General features: G+C 38.5%; 15 protein-coding genes. 10 read left to right on the top strand and 5 right to left on the bottom strand.

The genetic code is table 11. The features are described 5' to 3' along the window. Nucleotides 1–64 precede the first annotated feature (64 nt). From secA to msrA, 3 genes are all read left to right on the top strand, one after another. On the top strand, nucleotides 65–3136 hold the full coding sequence (gene secA / locus NBC122_RS04920; RefSeq protein ID WP_133441065.1) for a preprotein translocase subunit SecA: 3072 nt from the start codon (nucleotides 65–67) through the stop codon (nucleotides 3134–3136). Nucleotides 3137–3472: 336 nt separating this feature from the next. Continuing rightward, nucleotides 3473–4441, top strand: coding sequence for an ROK family protein (locus NBC122_RS04915; protein ID WP_133439306.1), 969 nt, complete (start codon nucleotides 3473–3475; stop codon nucleotides 4439–4441). Nucleotides 4442–4522: 81 nt separating this feature from the next. Then, nucleotides 4523–5173: a peptide-methionine (S)-S-oxide reductase MsrA gene (msrA, locus tag NBC122_RS04910; protein WP_133439305.1), complete on the top strand. Its 651-nt coding sequence runs from the start codon at nucleotides 4523–4525 to the stop codon at nucleotides 5171–5173. A 15-nt stretch (nucleotides 5174–5188) separates the two neighbouring features. On the opposite strand, the gene NBC122_RS04905 is transcribed toward msrA, so the two are convergent. The 5 genes from NBC122_RS04905 to NBC122_RS04885 all read right to left on the bottom strand — a co-directional run bounded on the left by NBC122_RS04905 (nucleotide 5189) and on the right by NBC122_RS04885 (nucleotide 10091). Further along, complete coding sequence (locus tag NBC122_RS04905; protein WP_133439304.1) at nucleotides 5189–5761, bottom strand: DUF3267 domain-containing protein; 573 nt, start codon at nucleotides 5759–5761, stop codon at nucleotides 5189–5191. A 114-nt stretch (nucleotides 5762–5875) separates the two neighbouring features. Then, entirely contained in the window at nucleotides 5876–8014 is a 2139-nt protein-coding gene (locus NBC122_RS04900) for a S46 family peptidase (protein WP_133439303.1), read from the bottom strand. Nucleotides 8015–8176: 162 nt separating this feature from the next. Then, nucleotides 8177–8626, bottom strand: a complete 450-nt coding sequence (locus NBC122_RS04895) for a GNAT family N-acetyltransferase (RefSeq protein ID WP_133439302.1) — start codon at nucleotides 8624–8626, stop codon at nucleotides 8177–8179. Between the two features lie 25 nt (nucleotides 8627–8651). After that, nucleotides 8652–9269: a ribosome biogenesis GTP-binding protein YihA/YsxC gene (gene yihA / locus NBC122_RS04890; protein WP_133439301.1), complete on the bottom strand. Its 618-nt coding sequence runs from the start codon at nucleotides 9267–9269 to the stop codon at nucleotides 8652–8654. A 57-nt stretch (nucleotides 9270–9326) separates the two neighbouring features. Next, complete coding sequence (locus NBC122_RS04885) at nucleotides 9327–10091, bottom strand: alpha/beta fold hydrolase (protein WP_133439300.1); 765 nt, start codon at nucleotides 10089–10091, stop codon at nucleotides 9327–9329. A 247-nt stretch (nucleotides 10092–10338) separates the two neighbouring features. On the opposite strand from NBC122_RS04885, the gene mraZ reads away from it, so the two are divergent. The 7 genes from mraZ to murD all read left to right on the top strand — a co-directional run bounded on the left by mraZ (nucleotide 10339) and on the right by murD (nucleotide 18329). Next, entirely contained in the window at nucleotides 10339–10809 is a 471-nt protein-coding gene (gene mraZ, locus NBC122_RS04880) for a division/cell wall cluster transcriptional repressor MraZ (protein ID WP_133439299.1), read from the top strand. Nucleotides 10810–10851: 42 nt separating this feature from the next. Next, nucleotides 10852–11748, top strand: coding sequence for a 16S rRNA (cytosine(1402)-N(4))-methyltransferase RsmH (gene rsmH, locus NBC122_RS04875; RefSeq protein ID WP_133439298.1), 897 nt, complete (start codon nucleotides 10852–10854; stop codon nucleotides 11746–11748). 31 nt (nucleotides 11749–11779) lie between these two features. Next, entirely contained in the window at nucleotides 11780–12145 is a 366-nt protein-coding gene (locus NBC122_RS04870; RefSeq protein WP_133439297.1) for an FtsL-like putative cell division protein, read from the top strand. Further along, nucleotides 12129–14120: a penicillin-binding transpeptidase domain-containing protein gene (locus tag NBC122_RS04865; protein WP_133439296.1), complete on the top strand. Its 1992-nt coding sequence runs from the start codon at nucleotides 12129–12131 to the stop codon at nucleotides 14118–14120. The genes NBC122_RS04870 and NBC122_RS04865 overlap by 17 nt, the downstream gene beginning before the upstream one ends. A 67-nt stretch (nucleotides 14121–14187) precedes the next feature. After that, on the top strand, nucleotides 14188–15648 hold the full coding sequence (locus tag NBC122_RS04860; protein WP_133439295.1) for a UDP-N-acetylmuramoyl-L-alanyl-D-glutamate--2,6-diaminopimelate ligase: 1461 nt from the start codon (nucleotides 14188–14190) through the stop codon (nucleotides 15646–15648). Nucleotides 15649–15677: 29 nt separating this feature from the next. Further along, the gene (gene mraY, locus NBC122_RS04855) at nucleotides 15678–16919 is read left to right on the top strand and encodes a phospho-N-acetylmuramoyl-pentapeptide-transferase (RefSeq protein WP_133439294.1); all 1242 of its coding nucleotides are present in this window, start codon (nucleotides 15678–15680) and stop codon (nucleotides 16917–16919) included. 72 nt (nucleotides 16920–16991) lie between these two features. Beyond that, nucleotides 16992–18329, top strand: coding sequence for a UDP-N-acetylmuramoyl-L-alanine--D-glutamate ligase (gene murD, locus NBC122_RS04850; RefSeq protein ID WP_133439293.1), 1338 nt, complete (start codon nucleotides 16992–16994; stop codon nucleotides 18327–18329). Nucleotides 18330–18333: the final 4 nt, after the last annotated feature.

The raw sequence follows: 18333 nt of genomic DNA, 5'->3' as shown, positions 1-18333 counted from the left end.
TTCTAAAAACTAAAATTTTTAAAATGGCCGCGTGTTCCCACGCATTGAGCCGAAAGCAAATACTATGGGATTTATAGACAATGTTCTTAAAGGTTTTCTTGGTGACAAAAATGTGACCGACCTCAAGGAAGTAAAAAAAGTTTTAAATAAAATAAAAGCAGCAGAACCAAAAATTCAGGAATTAACCGATGATGGTTTACGAGCGAAAACTGCCGAATTTAAAGAAAAATTAAAAACTGCAACTGCTGGTTTTACCACGCAGATTGAGGAAACCAAAGAACAGATCAAGAATTCTACTAACGTTGATGAGAAAGAATCGCTTTTTTCCAAAATCGAAACTTTAAAGAAAGATTCTTATCAAGTCGAAGAAAAAATTCTTAACGAAATTCTTCCTGAAGCTTTTGCTCTTATCAAAGAAACTGCCCGCAGATTGGCCCAGAACGGAGAAATCCGCGTTACGGCAACCGATCTGGACCGGGAATTTGCAGCAACGAAAGATTTCGTTGATTTAGACGGCGACACCGCAGTCTGGAAAAACCATTGGGATGCCGCAGGAACTCCTATCGTTTGGGATATGGTTCACTACGATGTACAGTTCATCGGTGGAGTGGTACTGCACAGCGGTAAAATTGCGGAGATGGCCACCGGTGAAGGTAAAACCCTGGTGGGAACATTACCGATTTACCTGAATGCACTTCCCGGAAGAGGTGTTCACGTCGTTACCGTAAATGATTATTTGGCCAAACGTGACTCCCTTTGGATGGGTCCACTTTATCAGTTCCATGGAATGACCATCGACTGTATTGACAATCACCAGCCGAACTCAGACGCCAGAAGAAAAGCCTACCAATCAAGCATTACTTACGGAACCAATAACGAATTCGGTTTTGATTATCTGAGAGACAACATGGTAACTTCCCCTTCTGAACTGGTTCAGGGAGAATTAAACTTTGCCATTGTCGATGAGGTAGATTCAGTATTAGTAGATGATGCGAGAACACCATTAATTATTTCCGGTCCGGTTCCACAGGGAGACCGACAGGAATTTGATACTTTGAAACCGTCCGTTGACCGGATTGTTGAAATTCAGAAAAAAACGGTAAGCGCCATTTTCCATGAAGCGAAAAAGCTGATCGCTAACGGAAATACCAAAGAAGGAGGATTCAAACTTCTTCAGGCATACAGAGGTTTACCTAAAAACCGACAGTTGATTAAATATCTTTCGGAAAGCGGGCATAAAGCGCTTCTTCAAAAAGTTGAAGGACAATATATGCAGGACAATAACAAGGATATGCCGATTGTCGATAAAGATTTATACTTCGTCATCGACGAAAAAAACAATCAGATTGATCTTACTGATAAAGGCGTAGAATATATGTCTGCCGGAAATGAAGATAAAGATTTCTTCGTTTTGAATGATATCGGAACCGAGATTGCTGAAATCGAAGCAAAAAATTTAAGCAAAGAAGAAGAATTTGAGGCCAAAGAAAAAGTATTCAGTGAATTTGCGGTAAAATCAGAAAGAGTTCACACCTTAAGCCAGTTGCTGAAAGCGTATACCTTATTTGAAAAAGATGATGAATATGTGGTTATCGACGGTGAGGTGAAAATCGTAGATGAGCAAACCGGCCGTATTATGGAAGGAAGACGATATTCTGACGGACTTCACCAGGCGATTGAAGCGAAAGAAAATGTGAAAATTGAAGCCGCAACACAAACCTTCGCAACCATTACGCTACAGAATTATTTCCGTATGTACAATAAACTCGCAGGGATGACGGGTACAGCAGAAACTGAAGCAGGCGAACTTTGGGAAATTTACAAACTGGATGTAGTGGTAATCCCTACCAACAGACCCATTCAAAGAGATGACAGACAGGATTTGGTTTATAAAACAAACCGCGAAAAATACAACGCCGTAATTGAAGAAGTTGAAAAATTAACTGCCGCCGGAAGACCGGTTTTGGTGGGAACAACGTCCGTAGAAATTTCTCAGTTATTATCGAAAGCTTTACAGTTGAGAAAAATTCAGCATAATGTTTTGAATGCAAAACTTCACGCCAGAGAAGCAGAAATCGTTGCAATGGCAGGTGGTCCTGGTGTCGTAACTATCGCAACCAACATGGCAGGTAGAGGAACGGATATTAAATTGCAGGGCGAAGTCAAGAAAAATGGCGGTCTGGCAATTATCGGTACCGAAAGACATGACTCCAGACGTGTTGACAGACAGCTAAGAGGTCGTGCCGGAAGACAGGGAGATCCGGGAAGTTCCCAGTTCTATGTTTCACTGGAAGACAATTTGATGCGTCTTTTCGGTTCAGAAAGAATCGCGAAAATGATGGACAGAATGGGTCATAAAGAAGGGGAAGTAATTCAGCACGGAATGATTTCTAAATCCATCGAAAGAGCACAGAAAAAAGTAGAAGAAAATAACTTCGGTATCCGAAAAAAACTTCTGGAATATGACGACGTAATGAACAAACAGCGTGACGTCATCTACAAAAGAAGAAAGAACGCCTTATTCGGTGATCACCTGAAATATGACATTTCAAACATGATCTATGACGTATCGCAATCGATCGTTACCCAAGGAAAACTGGAAGGAGATTATAAAGAATTCGAATACGAAATCATTAAATATTTCACAATGGAAACTCCGGTTACCGAAAGTGAATTCAAAACGAAACAGGTTCCGGAATTGACCAATATTCTTTTCAAAGCGGCAACCGAAGATTACCAAATGAAGTTGAATCTGTTGAAAGAAAAATCATTCCCAATTATCGAGAATGTGTTCCAAAACCAGGGTTCAATGTTCAAAATGATTCAGGTTCCTTTCACCGATGGAATTAAAACAATGACCATTGTTACCGATTTGAAAGAAGCACATGATACCCATTGTGATTCTTTGATCAATGATTTCGAGAAGAATATTTCTCTAGCAATTATCGATGAAAACTGGAAATTACACTTGCGTGAAATGGATGATTTAAGACGTTCCTCACAAGGTGCGGTTTACGAACAGAAAGATCCTTTGGTGATTTACAAACAGGAATCTTTTTATCTTTTCACCGAAATGGTTGAAAGAGTCAACAAAGAAATCGTATCATTCTTATACAAAGGAGAAATCCCAGCTTAGGAAAATAATACTATTCAATAAAAAATCCCAAAGTAAGTTTTGCTTTGGGATTTTCTTTTTTAAAGCAAAGTTCAACCTGAAAAAAATCCCATAAACCCATCAATCAAAAAGATGAGTTTATAGAATATTTTTTTTGAAAAGTTTACATCAAAAATTCATGACAAATATCAAGTGAAACAAACACTCAATCAATAACTCCATATCCATCAACAATATAAGCATGTAGTCAGGTCTGCCATTCATTTAAATTCATTTCCAGGCGGTGCATCATTAGCGTTCTTTTTTAGCAACAGTTCTAATATTTTTTGTAATTTTAATGATTAAATAATTTCATTAATGGCATTAATAGATCTATCCAAGCAAGTCGCACTCGGCGTTGATATTGGCGGAACCAATACAAAATACGGACTCGTCAATCACCGGGGCGAAATTTTAGAAAAAGGAAGCCTTAAAACGGAGGAATATCCCGATGTAGAGGATTTTATAAATGCCTTATATGATAAAGTTTCCCCTTTAATAATGAAGCATTGCGGACAAAGACAATTCGATGGAATCGGAGTGGGCGCGCCCAATGCCAATTATTACACCGGAACCATCGAACAGGCTCCAAATCTGCACTGGAAAGGAATTGTCCCTTTTGCAAAGATGATGACCGATAAATTTGACGTTCCCTGTAAAATGACCAATGATGCCAATGCTGCCGCCTTAGGTGAAATGATGTTTGGTGCGGCTCGGGGAATGAAAGATTTTATCATGATGACCTTGGGAACGGGTGTGGGAAGCGGAATTATTTCGAACGGGAAATTAATTTACGGACACGACGGTTTCGCCGGAGAACTGGGCCATACCATTGTAAAACCAGGTGGCAGAAAACACTGGAGCACTGGTTCCGAAGGTTCACTGGAAGCGTATGCTTCTGCAACCGGAATCACCATTACCGCTAAAAAAATGCGCGCAGAATTCCCTAATTCGATGCTCAACGATTATCCGGAAGAAGAAGTGAATTCTAAAGTTGTTTTTGAATGCGCCACAAAAGGAGATCCGGTAGCCATTGAAGTTTTCCGTTATACCGGGCAGAAACTAGGCGAAGCGCTGGCTAATTTCGTGATGTTTTCTTCACCTGAAGCGATTTTACTTTTTGGCGGCGTCATCAAAGCTGGTGATTTTATTATGAAACCTACAAAACTGCACATGGAAAGGAATCTGTTCCCCATTTTCAGAAATAAAGTAAAATTGGTTTTCAGTGAGTTGGATGAAGCCGATGCTGCCATTTTGGGCGCAAGTGCATTGGTTTGGGAGAAGTGACTTGCATGGTTTTCGTGAAAAACAAAACTAATAATTGTTTTTTATCGTATATGATTAAAAATATAATTTAGTTTAATTACAATGAAAAAATTATTAATTCTTATTATCAGTATTTTTTTAATTTCCTGCAATGGTCAGGAAAATAAAAAGTTGGTTACAAATAACAAAAAAATGGACAAACAAAATTTAGAATACCTCACTTTTGGTGGTGGATGCTTTTGGTGCGTTGAAAGTTGTTTCAATTTACTAAAAGGCGTAGATAAAGTAATTTCCGGTTACTCCGGCGGTCACAAAGAAAACCCGACCTATGAAGAAGTTTGTACCGGAGAAACCGGCCATGCAGAAGTAGTGCAGATTGCTTATGATCCAAAAATAATCTCTTATGAACAGTTAATGGACGTTTTCTTTTTCCTGCACGATCCCACTACTTTGAACAGACAGGGAAATGATATAGGAACCCAGTACCGCTCCGTGATTTTCTATAAAGACGACGCCGAGAAAGCTAAAGCCGAACAAGCCCTGAAAAAATCTGAAGCTTCCGGAAAATACAGCGGAAAATACGTAACAGAGATCACGAAACTTGAAAAATTCTGGCCTGCGGAACAATACCATCAGGGCTATTATGAAGCGAATCCTACGCAACCTTATTGCAGCGCGGTCGTAGGACCGAAGATTGCCAAATTCAAAAAACATTATGGCGATCTGGGAATGCTGAGACCCGAAGTTGACTAATACAAAAAGCGAAGATTAATTCTTCGCTTTGTTTTTTCTGAAAATATAGTAACCCGCTTCCGAAGGATGATCCTGAACATAATCATCGGGACTTTCTTTTCTGATAAGAAAGTAAATCATAAGATCTCCTGCTGCTGCCGACGAAAAAAATATTCCTAAAATTAAGAGAAAACCATTTCCGATTGCTAAACCAATGATGGAGGGAATGATTCCTAAAATCAACAATGGAGCAAGCAATGCAATGATGTAGTGTTTTATTTTCAAAGGTTCTTTGCAGTGACAATACGGAGTCAGCGACTTCCACAGAATCCCGAACTTAATCGATTTAATTCCTTTGGAAGCATATAGTGCGAAAAATAGCCCGTGGATTAATTCGTGCACTACAATACCAAGAAGCAGAACGATTAAAGGAGTTAAAGCCTTAATTATTAAATAGTCTGTGTTTATTTTTGGCAGTTGGAAACCCCAGATGAAATAAAAAGGAATGGCAAATACCGCCATAAAAAAAAGAAGATATTTTATTGCTTCTAAGTTTGCTTTTGCTAAATCTATTGTTTTTTTCTCTTTTACAAAATGATCAAAATCCATCGTTATTTTTTAAATTTTTTATCGTAAGAAACGCTGTTCTCAATATTCATCCTATTTCAAAACATAAAAAAGACCGCTGAAAAGTCCAGCGGTCTTTAAAAATTCTAAGTAGAATTATTTTACCAAAGTCATTTCACTGATTAAGTGACCTGCATTACCGTATTTTTCAATAGTCCAAAGAACCATTCTCACATCTACGTTAATTGTTTTCTGCAATTTTGGGTCGAAAATAATATCTCCACTTAATGCTTCGCTGTTTCCGTCGAATGCTAAACCAAGAAGATTTCCTTCACCATCAAGTACAGGTGATCCAGAGTTTCCTCCAGTAATATCATTATCTGTTAAGAAATTAACAGGCATGAATCCTTTTTTATCTTTATACCGACCGAAGTCTTTTTTCTTCACTAAGTCAAGGAATCTTTGAGGTAATTCAAATTCCTCATCTCCTTTTTTATGCTTTGCAACCATCCCGTTAATTTCGGTATAGTAATTATTTTTCTGTTTGATACCTGCGTAATTTCTGTCTGCTCTTTCTGGCAGAGTGGTAACCTTACCGGTAGTTAATCTCATGGTAGAGTTCGCATCCGGATAGAAAGCGGTTTCTGGCTGGGATTTTCTAAGACCATCTAAAAACAGTCTGCTGTTTTTTGCAAAAGCATCATCAACTTTAGCAAATTTCTCTCCGTTTAATTTTTGGTCTGTGATGAATCCGTTGGCTAATTTCAATAAAGGATCCGCGTCGATTTTTAAACGGTCTGGATTATTTACAAAATTCAGGGCTGATTCTTTTGTTGCAAAAATTGAAGAGAATGCCATGTTGGAAAGATTTTTAGCATCAGCTGCAAATAAGGTAGCAGAGCCTACTCCTTTGTTCACTCTCTGTTGGTAAAGACTTACCATAGCGCCCAACATATCGCCTTCCAGCTGCACATTAAATTTATCATAAGCTCTGTCAATCGCATCCGTTACTTTGGTTTTCATGGCTGCTTTTCCGGCTGCGTCCTGATCGGCATACGTATTCATAAGTGAGCCTAACTGGTAAGCAATTCTGATATATTTTGCATTTCTCTGCAATTGTGAAGAATAGTTTCCTTCGACATTACGGTCAGAAAGCTGTGCATAGTTTGATTTAATATCCTGTAAAATCCCACCGTACAATTCGATGTTTTCCGGCATCAATGCCCAAGTCTGGAATTTTTGTTCTAAAGCCTGTTTCTCTGCAACCGTTCCGTTTTTGATTACCGCATCGATTGTTCCCTGTCTGTTTTTCCAGTAATTGGCTACGGACGCATATTGAGAAGCATAATCAATTTTGGTTGCCTGATCTTTGTCCATATATTTTTTCATGACATCCATGGCAACTTTAGACGCTTCTACCCAAGCCGGATAATCTTTGGTAACCATTTGCTCGATACCGTAGGAAGTTAAAAACCTGTTGGTTCTCCCAGGATATCCTAAAATCATCGCAAAATCTCCAGGCTTATAGCCTTTCATTGAAATAGGAAGCGCATGTTTTGGTTTCATTGGAACGTTGCTCGGGGAATATTCTGCCGGATTACCGTTGGCGTCAGCATATACTCTGAATACTGAAAAATCTACAGTATGTCTTGGCCACTCCCAGTTATCGGTATCGCCACCGAATTTTCCCAACGCATTTGGAGGAGTTCCTACCAAACGAACATCTTTGAAGTCCTGATAAACAAAATAATAGAATTCATTTCCGTTATAGAAATCTCTTACCACAACAGTGTATTTCCCGTTTTCTGAGTTTTCTGCCTGGATCAATTTATATTCTGAATCGATGATATTTTTTCTTTCTTCAGCAGACATACTGTTATTAAGTTTGGCATTGATTCTTTTAGAAACATCATCCATTCTTACCATAAATCTTACCGAAAGCCCTTTTGAAGGAAGTTCTTCACTTTTTTTCATCGCCCAGAAACCATTGGTTAAATGGTCTTTTTCCGGAGTAGAAAGCGCCGCAATATTTCCGTAACCACAGTGGTGATTGGTAAACAGCAAACCTTCTTTAGAAACCATTTCGGCAGTACAGCCGCCACCGAACTGAACGATAGCATCTTTCAGACTGGAATTGTTTACCGAGTAGATTTCGTCGGGTGTTAATTTTAAACCGTCTTTTTTAAGATCGACTCCATTCAGTCTTTTGATCATGCTCAAAAGCCACATCCCCTCATCTGCTTTTAACTGCAGGAAACTCAACATAAACGTGAGTAATAAAAAAATTCTTTTCATTTAATAATTTATTTAAGGTGCTAATTTAAGAAATTCATTTTACTTGACAGATAACAAAAAAATGCGTGATAAAATCTTCAATCTTTCAATATTAAATAAAAGATTGCGCTTGTTTGCATATTGAAATTTTATCGGAAAACGGATAATAAATACTACCTTTCTTTAAGCTCTCAGCATTTCAGAATGGGGAATATCATCTTCTAAATAGCTTTTACCTGTGTGAACAAAGCCAAATTCCCGATAAAAATCGAGAAGATAATCCTGGGCGGATATCCGCACCGAACTTTTTCTAAATCTCGCTTCAACAGTATTCGTTGCATACCTCATCAGCGTTTTCCCCAGATTCATTTTGCGGTATTTATAACTTGTTAAAACCCTGCCTATGGAACTTTCGGGATATTTTATTCCTGGCGGAAAAATCCTGCAGTAGGCCGCAACTTCCCCTTTATTTTCTACCCAAAGATGAATGGCCTGCGGATCATAACCGTCAACTTCAGGATAAGGACAATTTTGTTCTACCACAAATACATCGATTCTGGCCTTTAAAATCCGATGTAATTCCTCCGTTGAAAGTTGATCAAAAGTCTTAATGTTCCAAATGAAATCTTCCATTTTTAGATAATCAATAAATTAAACGCTAGAATTTAACGTGATTATGCATAAGGAACTCATTTGTTTTTGTAATAAAGTCCAGTATTCCTTCACCACCCGTTTTTTTCTCGGCAGAGGTCACATAAACTTCCGGCAGATCTTCCCATGTTTTCAAAAGTTCTGCTTTATAATGCTCTACGTTTTTATCGATTACGGTAGGTTTCAACTTATCTGCTTTGGTGAAAACAATTGAAAAAGGGATTGAGTTTTCTCCACACCATTCAATAAATTCAATGTCGATAGCCTGTGGCGTGTGTCGGGAATCAATTAAAATAAAAAGATTAACTAAATTTTTCCGATTCAGGATATAATTGGTAATCAGTTTTTCAAAATCGCGCCGCATGCTTTTGGAAACCCGTGCGTAACCATAACCCGGGAGATCGGTAAGAAACCAGCTTTCATTGATAACAAAATGATTAATAAGCTGCGTTTTCCCCGGCGTGCCCGAAGTTTTTGCCAGATATTTATGATTCATCAGCGCATTGATCAGCGATGATTTGCCCACATTTGATCTTCCAATAAATGCATATTCCGGCATGGTCGGCTCTGGACAATCCTGCCATTTATCACTACTTTTTACAAATTCTGCTGTTTTGATAACCATAATTAGTTCTTTTAAAATGTAACTAAATAAAAAATGGAAGAATAAACTTCCATTCAACTACTTTTTTTGTTTCTGTAACCATGAATATAACAGATCATTAAATTCTTTTGGTCTTTCCATCATTGCGGCGTGACCACACTGATCAATCCAATATAAATCTGAATTGGGCAATGCATTATGCATATCTATTGCCACATCCGGCGGGGTTACATTATCTTGTTTTCCCCAAATCAAACACACCGGTATTTTAATTTTCGGCAAATCGTTTAACATATTATGTTTAATGGCGCTTCTTGCCAACATCACCGTTTTAATTCCTTTCATTCTGTCGTTCACAACAGAGAAAACTTCTTCTACCAAATCATTTGTGGCAACTTTTGGATCAAAAAAAACTTCTTCAGTTTTCTTTCTGATATAATCTTTGTCGCTTTTTCTGGGGAAACTGTCTCCGAAAGATTTTTCGTATAAACCGGAACTGCCGGTAAGAACAAGATTCTCAACCAGATCAGGTCTTGCCAAAGCAAGGATTAATCCGACGTGGCCACCCATTGAGTTTCCTACTATTGTTGCTGCTCTTCCCACTTTTTCTTCAATGAATTTCGCCACATATTTCGCGATGGTTGTAAGATTGGTATTAAGAACCGGTAAATCATATATTGGAAGTACAGGAACAAAAACGGTATACCCTCTCTCTGAAAAGTAATTAACAGTATCATCGAAATTACTTAATCCACCCATTAAACCATGTAATAAAATTACAGGGTCACCATCTCCAGCTTCTATAAAAGCGAACTTCTTGTCCTTTTTAGTTTTAAATATCATAAATATTACGCTATAAGCGTTTGCAAAAATACAAATTAAACGCCAAAACCAACTTATTTAGCATTATTTATAAATTAAATTTAAGATTTTTTCACCGAACCACCAAGTTCTGCGAAAAAAAATCAAAACAAGTTATTAACTTCTTTTTAATCAATACGTTAATCATAAAGTCAAAACTTATTAACATTAAGTCAAAAAGTGGGAAAAAGTGGGAGCCTTTGGAAATTTTTATATAAATTTGTCCCAAATGAAGAATTTCATCGGAACATATGAATGCAGAATAGACGACAAAGGTCGGCTGAAACTTCCTTCTTCTCTGGTAAAACAGATGGGGGACTTTGGCGGCGATTCCTTTGTGGTCAAACGCGCTGTATTTCAACCCTGTCTGGAAGTTTACCCGATGCAAGGCTGGGAACAACTGATGAACAAACTCAACCAACTCAACCGTTTCATTAAGAAAAACGCAGATTTTATCCGAATGTTTACAGCGGGAGTGAAAATCGTGGAGCCCGATAATGCGGGACGCTTACAAATTTCAAAAGACCTTACGCTCTTTGCGAACCTTCGGAAAGAAATCGTAATTACCAGTGCTGGCGAACTTTTTGAAATCTGGGATAAAGAAGCCTATGAAAAAGTAATCACCACTTCAGAAGAAGATTTCGCAAAATTGGCTGAAGACGTGATGGGAACGATCAGTTTCGACGGCGAAGAACCGTAAAAAGTTCAAATAAATTTAAATTAAAACACCTAGAAGAAAAAAATGTATCACAATCCTGTTTTGCTGAAAAAAAGTGTCGATGATTTGGTAACGAATCCAGACGGCATCTACGTGGACTGCACTTTCGGAGGCGGAGGACACTCGAGTGAAATCCTGAGCAGACTTTCTGCAAAAGGCAAACTTTACGCTTTCGACCAGGACTTAGATGCCCTCAAAAATACGATAGACGATCCACGGTTTACGCTTATTAACCAAAATTTCAGGTTTTTGGAAAATGCTTTGATGATGTACGGTGTTTCTAAAGTGGATGGAGTTCTCGCGGATTTCGGCGTTTCTTCTCATCAGTTCGACGAAGCCGAAAGAGGTTTTTCAACCAGAAGCAATGCGCCGCTGGATATGAGAATGAATGTGATGCAACTTCTGGATGCTAAAAAAGTCATTAATGAATATGAGGAAGAGCATCTCGCAGATATTTTATACCAATACGGTGAAATTCGGGAATCCAGAAAGTTAGCACGGGAAATTGTGAATCACCGAAAACTGAAACCTATTGAAACCACCGAAGATTTGAAGAAACTCTTCAGTTATATTCCGCAGTTTAAGCAGAACAAAGTTTTTGCCCAGATTTTCCAGGCCATCAGAATTGAAGTCAACCAGGAACTGGAAGTCATTAAAGAATTACTGGTTCAGGCGCACAGAATGCTGAAACCCGGTGGCAGATTAGTCGCCATTTCTTACCATTCTCTGGAAGACCGGCTGGTCAAGAGATTTTTGAAAAACGGAATGTTCGAAGGTGAACCAGCCAGAGACATCTACGGAAATTACGACAAGACTTTTGATCTTTTGCAGACCAAAGCAGTCGTGCCGGATAGCGAAGAAATCAAGGAAAACTCGCGGTCGAGAAGTGCAAAATTAAGAACAGGTATTAAATTAAAATAAAAAGGAAGCTCGACTCAATCAACCTCAAGTCATGGCAAAAAGACCAGCAAACCGCCCACAGAAAAAACTCACTTTTATTGATATTATAAAAGGGAATTTTTTGAACCGTGATGAAGTCACTATTCATTACAGATATTTTTTGTTGGTGTTCTTCTTATTGATGTCTATGATTTACAGCAATCACTTAGTGAGCAAGAAAATCGAACATGTTAATATTTTAAAAGAACAGACAGAAGAGTTTAAATCGAGAAACGCGTTTGCCCAAAGCAGACTCATTAAAGTAAAATTAGAATCAGAATTAGGAAAAGAAATGGTACAGGATTCTTTGCTATCCTTAGAGAATCATCCCCATAAAATCCTGATAAAAATAGACAGTTTAGATGGCAGTACAAAATGAATTTGAAAAAAAACGCTCAAACACATTGAGATGGGGCTACCTTTTTGCGGGGTTTGCCTTTATTTTGTTTGTGGTGTTTCTTGGAAGAATTCTGTTTTTACAAAACACTAATGTTCAGGAAATTAAAGATGACTACATCAATAAAAATTATCGCGAAGCCACTTTAAAAGCAGCCCGTGGAAATCTATATGCTTCCGATGGTTCAATCCTCGCCACTACCGTTATGCGGTATGACGTTTATATCGATTTTAAAATAATTAAAGACACGGTTTATTCTAACAACATCGGAGCTTTGACCGACTCATTATCTAAAATGTTCGGAAAACCAAGAAGCTATTTCAGAGACCGGTTTGACCAGCAGAAGAAAACCAGAAATCAATATTATTCTTTGGTTAAAGGACTTGATTTTGATGACTACGACCGCATTCGCCAGTTTCCTATTTTCAAAAAAGGTAAAAACAGAGGCGGATTTATCGTTGACAGAAATTACAAACGGGAATTGGCAACCACACAAATTGGAGCGGGAACCATCGGTATGGATAATGCCATTTCCAAATCCGGGCTGGAAGGTGCTTTTTCTAAATTTCTGACCGGAACCGACGGAACGCGACTCGAACAGCGCGTTAACTCCAGCCAATGGAAACCTATTGATTACTGGAAAGTGAATGAACCCATCGATGGTCAGGATGTTTATACCACTATTGATATCCGGATTCAGGATATTGTTCATTCCGCTTTGGAAAAACAACTGGTGAAATTTGATGGGGAACACGGTACCGTTTTGGTCATGGAAGTCGCCACCGGAAAAATTAAAGCCATGGTGAATCTTCGCCGGACAGAACCGGGAATTTACGTCGATGCTTACAACTATGCAATAAAAGACAATATTGAACCGGGATCTACCTTCAAAACAATTTCACTATTGGCGGCTATGGATGACGGATTCATCAATGAAAAAACAACCGTGAATGTTGGAAACGGCGTCTGGACCTATGCTAAACAAAGAATTTCTGATGGTCACGGTGGAGGAATTTATGAGATTTCCGATGTATTGGCAAAATCAAGCAACGTAGGAACAGCAAAGTTGATTACGCAATATTATGCAGATAAACCTCAGGTTTTCTTAGATCACCTGCGCCGCTGGAAACTATTCGATAAAATGGACATCGAACTTCCGGGAATTACAAAACCAAGAATTTTAACGCCGAAAAGCACCACCTGGAATGCTGCGACACTGGCGTCGATTTCTTATGGCTACGCTACCAACATTAACCTTTTGCAGTTAACTACTTTTTACAATGGTATTGCTAATAAAGGAAAAATGCTTGAACCTCTTTTTATTGAAAAAATAGCAAAAGACGGCAGAATCCTTTATGAAGCAAAACCCAAGGTAATGGTAAATAAAATGGCTTCTGAAAACGCAATCAGGATGATGACAGGCGCTTTAACGCAAGCGGTGGAAAAAGGAACAGCGAAAAGTATTTTTACACCGAACCTGAAAATGGCCGGAAAAACCGGAACCGCAAGATTTGAATACTGGAAACCGGGTCCCATGAAATACAGAGCCTCATTTGCAGGATTCTATCCGGCGGACAATCCTAAATATACCTGTTACGTAATGATCAGTGAGCCGGACAATTCAAAAAGCTTTTATGGTTCAACAGTTGCAGCACCTGTATTTAAAGAAATTGCCGGAAAAACATTCCTGAAAACACCACAAAACATCGAGAAAGAAATGTTGGTAGATAAAAAAGTGGATCTCAGCAAAATGATTGAGCAACCGGTAAAAGTGGCGGTAACCAATAAAATAATGCCCAACGTAACCGGTTTAATCGGAAAAAATATTATTCCGCAATTAGAAAACCAGGGTTACCGCGTCGATTATAAAGGAGTCGGAAAAATAAAAGAACAGTTTCCTCTGGAAGGAACTGTCATCAACAAAAACCAAAGAATTTATCTGCAGTTGCAGAATTAAAATAACACCGTTCCCGAAAAGGACGATTAACAGAGGATAGAAAAAATTCCTGTCATATATAAATAAAATGAAATTAGAAGAAATCTTAAGCAGAATCCCGGTTCTGGAAATCATCGGAAATCAAGACCGTGAAGTTTCAGCATTAATTTTCGACAGCCGGAAAGCAGTTGAGGATTCCCTTTATGTGGCGATCAAAGGAACGGAATCTGACGGCCATGATTTCATCAGTTCTTCTGTTGAAAAAGGAGCGGCTGTAATTGTCTGCGAAAATGTTCCAACTGAAATCAAAGCAGAAATTACTTATATAAAAGTAAAAGATGCCGCAAAAACTTTGGGTCTTCTTGCTTCTAATTTTTACGGAAATCCTTCTTCGAAACTGAACCTCATCGGGATTACAGGAACGAACGGAAAAACTTCCACCACTACCCTTTTATTTGATATTTTTAAAATTTTAGGTTTTAAATCAGCGCTGATTTCTACTGTAGAATACAGAATCGGTGACGAAATGATTCCTTCCACGCACACCACTCCGGATGTGGTCCGTTTGAACCAAATTCTGGCAAAAGCGGTTGAAGAAGGCTGTGAATATGCTATCATGGAAGTTTCTTCGCACGGAATCCATCAGTACAGAACCGAAGGTCTACATTTTAAAATCGCAGGATTTACGAATATAACGCATGATCATCTTGATTATCACAAAACGTTTGAAGAATATCTAAAAACGAAAAAAAGATTTTTTGATGAATTGAGTTCAGATGCCATTGCCATTACCAACGCTGATGATAAAAACGGGAACGTAATGTTGCAAAACACCAAAGCGAAAAAGAAAACTTACGCTTTGAAAACCATGGCAGATTTCCACGGAAAAATCACAGAAATTGATTTTAATGGAATGCTTCTCAACTTTAATGGAAAAGAATTCTGGACCACTTTGACCGGGAAATTCAACGCTTACAATTTGCTTCTTGCGTATGCAGTTGCGATTGAATGCGGTTTTCATGAAGATGACATTTTACCGGCTATTTCACAATTAAAGAGAGTGAACGGCAGATTTGAAACTTTAAAATCTGACGGCGGAATTTTCTTCGTTGTCGATTATGCACATACTCCCGATGCTTTAGAAAATGTATTGGATTCCATCAACGATATCCGGACAAAAAACGAAAGGCTGATCACCGTATTTGGTTGTGGCGGAGACAGAGATCACGCGAAACGTCCTGAAATGGGAAAAATCGCAACGAGAAAATCTACGCTGGCCATCATCACTTCCGATAATCCAAGAACAGAAGATCCTGCAGAAATCATTAAACAAATTGAAGCAGGCGTAGAACCTCAAAATTTCAGCAAATACACATCAATTCCTGACCGTAGAGAAGCGATTAAAATGGCAATTAAATTTGCAGAACCGAAAGATATTGTCGTAGTAGCCGGCAAAGGACACGAAACTTATCAGGAAATCAATGGCGTGAAAAACCATTTTGATGATAAGGAAACCATTATTGAGCTGGCAAGGCTCATGTCTAAATAATTATCAACTGAAAGATTAAATAAACCGCTATGTTATATTACCTCTTCGAATATCTAAGCAGCCACGGAATTCACGTTCCTGGAATGGGAATGTTTAAATTCATCTCTTTCCGTGCAGGAATGGCCGTTTTGTTTTCCCTGCTTATTGCATTGGTTTTCGGTAAAAAAATCATCAACTATCTGCGAAATAAACAGATGGGAGAATTGGTACGCGATCTAGGTTTAGAAGGTCAGAAGCAAAAAGAAGGCACACCCACCATGGGTGGTTTGATTATCATTTTGGCGACTTTAATTCCGGTCTTACTTTTTACCAGAATTATGAACATTTATATTGTTTTACTGATTGTATCTGTGGTTTGGATGGGCGCGATCGGATTTATTGACGACTATTTAAAGAAAATCAAAAAAAACAAAGACGGGCTCAGCGGTAAATTCAAGGTGATCGGCCAGGTTGGTTTAGGTTTAATTGTAGGAGTTACCATGTATTTTCATCCGGATATTACGGTGAAAAGAAAATATGCAGACGCCAAAGAAGTCAACCGGAATAATGTAGAAGCCAACTTTATGAAAACGGAAAAATCGACCGTTTCCACTGTTCCGTTTGTGAAAAATAACGAGTTCGATTACAGCGGTCTTTTATTTTGGATGACTCCAGAAAAAGCACACGAATGGGCCTGGATTGTTTTCATCCCAATTGTAATTTTTATCGTTACCGCAGTTTCCAACGGCGCCAATATTGCCGACGGAATCGATGGTCTAGCGGCCGGCACGAGTGTCGTCATTTTGCTCACCCTTTCACTTTTTGCCTACCTGTCCGGGAATATTATTTTCGCGGATTATCTCAATATTATGTTCCTGCCGAATATGGGTGAGACGACCATTTTCGCCCTCGCTCTGGTGGGTGCTGTTATCGGTTTTTTCTGGTACAACACCTATCCGGCTCAAGTATTCATGGGCGATACCGGAAGTTTAATGCTCGGCGGAGTTATTGCCGTTTTAGCAATTATTCTCAGAAAAGAATTATTGATTCCTGTACTGTGCGGAATTTTCTTAATTGAAAACCTTTCAGTCGTACTGCAGGTAGGAGTCTTTAAATACAGAAAAAGAAAATACGGATTGGAGTACGCGCAAAACAACAGACTGTTCAAAATGTCTCCTCTCCATCATCATTATCAAAAAGAAGGATATCACGAAAGCAAAATCGTCAACCGAATGATCATCATCGGGGTTTTGTTTGCCATTATTTGTTTAATCACTTTAAAAGTCAGATAACACAAGATTGTTCCATAGGGACGACCGATATTTTAGACAGGAAATTGTTCCTGTTAAATTAAAAAACAGAATATGAAAATAGTTGTTTTAGGTGGCGGAGAAAGCGGAGTAGGTGCAGCTTATTTAGCGAAGAAGAAAGGCTTGAATGTTTTTCTTTCGGATAAAGGTGCGATAAAAGACGATTATAAAAAACAGCTGATCGAAGCCGGAATAGAGTTTGAAGAAGGACAGCACGACGAAGCCAGAATTCTTGAAGCAGACTGGGTGATCAAATCTCCAGGAATCCCGAAGAAAGCTGATATTATTTTTAAAATCAACCAAAAGGGAATTCGCCTCTCTTCTGAAATTGAATTTGCCGCTGAATTTACCCAGGCCAAAATTATAGCCATTACCGGAAGTAACGGAAAAACAACAACGACTTCGTTGATCTATCATATTTTAAAGAATGATCATCTGAAAGTGGGTTTAGCCGGAAATATCGGAAAAAGCTTCGCAAGACAGGTCGCAGACGAAAATTTCGACTACTATGTCTTAGAAGTGAGCTCTTTCCAGCTGGATGATATTCAAAGTTTCCGGCCTTATATTTCTTTATTATTGAATTTAAGTCAGGATCATCTTGATCAGTACAATTACAATTATGAAGATTATGCGCTGGCAAAGTTCAGAATTGCAGAAAATCAGGAGAACGACAATTTCTTTATCTATAACAAAGATGATGAAATGAGCATGAACCTTCTGGAACAGCTGGCCATCCGAGCGAAGAAGATTCCGTTTTCCACAAAAGGCAATTTAAATGAGGGCGGTTTTATTAATAATGATAAAATAGTGGTGAAGATCGAAGATGAGTTTTCAATGAAAATTGCAGAACTTTCTTTAGTTGGAAATCATAATATCGCCAACAGTCTGGCCGCCTCAATCGCCAGTAAAATATTGAAAATAAGCAATGAAAGCATTCGGAATTCATTGATGACTTTTCAGGCAGTTGAACACAGGCTGGAACCGGTTGCTCAAATTAACGGAGTTACTTTTATTAATGACAGCAAAGCCACCAACGTGAATGCAACTTACTTCGCTTTGGAAAGCATGAACCAGCCAACCATCTGGATTGTAGGCGGTGTTGACAAAGGAAATGATTATAGCGAAATCGAAAATTTGGTCAAAAGAAAAGTAAAAGCAATTGTCTGCCTGGGACTTGATAATCAGAAAATCATCGATTTTTTCAAAGATAAAAAAGAATCTATTTACAGCACCTCAAGTATGGAGGAAGCAGTAAGAGTCTCCAAATCACTGGCTGAAAAAGGCGATACTGTTTTGCTTTCGCCATGCTGCGCAAGTTTCGATTTATTCGATAATTATGAAGACCGCGGACATCAGTTTAAAAATCAGGTATTAAAAAAAGCCATCGACTAACCGT

Source organism: Chryseobacterium salivictor, assembly GCF_004359195.1.
Classification (GTDB): domain Bacteria; phylum Bacteroidota; class Bacteroidia; order Flavobacteriales; family Weeksellaceae; genus Kaistella; species Kaistella salivictor.
This window is presented reverse-complemented; position numbering and strand designations above follow the sequence as displayed.

Bases quoted from the DNA above. Each gene is read 5' to 3' on its own strand.
- NBC122_RS04870 (WP_133439297.1), top strand. From the start codon at position 11,780: ATGGCAAAAAGACCAGCAAACCGCCCACAGAAAAAACTCACTTTTATT.
- secA (WP_133441065.1), top strand. From the start codon at position 65: ATGGGATTTATAGACAATGTTCTTAAAGGTTTTCTTGGTGACAAAAAT.
- NBC122_RS04905 (WP_133439304.1), bottom strand. From the start codon at position 5,761: ATGGATTTTGATCATTTTGTAAAAGAGAAAAAAACAATAGATTTAGCA.
- NBC122_RS04885 (WP_133439300.1), bottom strand. From the start codon at position 10,091: ATGATATTTAAAACTAAAAAGGACAAGAAGTTCGCTTTTATAGAAGCT.
- NBC122_RS04915 (WP_133439306.1), top strand. From the start codon at position 3,473: ATGGCATTAATAGATCTATCCAAGCAAGTCGCACTCGGCGTTGATATT.
- yihA (WP_133439301.1), bottom strand. From the start codon at position 9,269: ATGGTTATCAAAACAGCAGAATTTGTAAAAAGTAGTGATAAATGGCAG.
- mraY (WP_133439294.1), top strand. From the start codon at position 15,678: ATGTTATATTACCTCTTCGAATATCTAAGCAGCCACGGAATTCACGTT.
- rsmH (WP_133439298.1), top strand. From the start codon at position 10,852: ATGTATCACAATCCTGTTTTGCTGAAAAAAAGTGTCGATGATTTGGTA.
- murD (WP_133439293.1), top strand. From the start codon at position 16,992: ATGAAAATAGTTGTTTTAGGTGGCGGAGAAAGCGGAGTAGGTGCAGCT.
- NBC122_RS04900 (WP_133439303.1), bottom strand. From the start codon at position 8,014: ATGAAAAGAATTTTTTTATTACTCACGTTTATGTTGAGTTTCCTGCAG.
- msrA (WP_133439305.1), top strand. From the start codon at position 4,523: ATGAAAAAATTATTAATTCTTATTATCAGTATTTTTTTAATTTCCTGC.
- NBC122_RS04865 (WP_133439296.1), top strand. From the start codon at position 12,129: ATGGCAGTACAAAATGAATTTGAAAAAAAACGCTCAAACACATTGAGA.
- NBC122_RS04860 (WP_133439295.1), top strand. From the start codon at position 14,188: ATGAAATTAGAAGAAATCTTAAGCAGAATCCCGGTTCTGGAAATCATC.
- mraZ (WP_133439299.1), top strand. From the start codon at position 10,339: ATGAAGAATTTCATCGGAACATATGAATGCAGAATAGACGACAAAGGT.
- NBC122_RS04895 (WP_133439302.1), bottom strand. From the start codon at position 8,626: ATGGAAGATTTCATTTGGAACATTAAGACTTTTGATCAACTTTCAACG.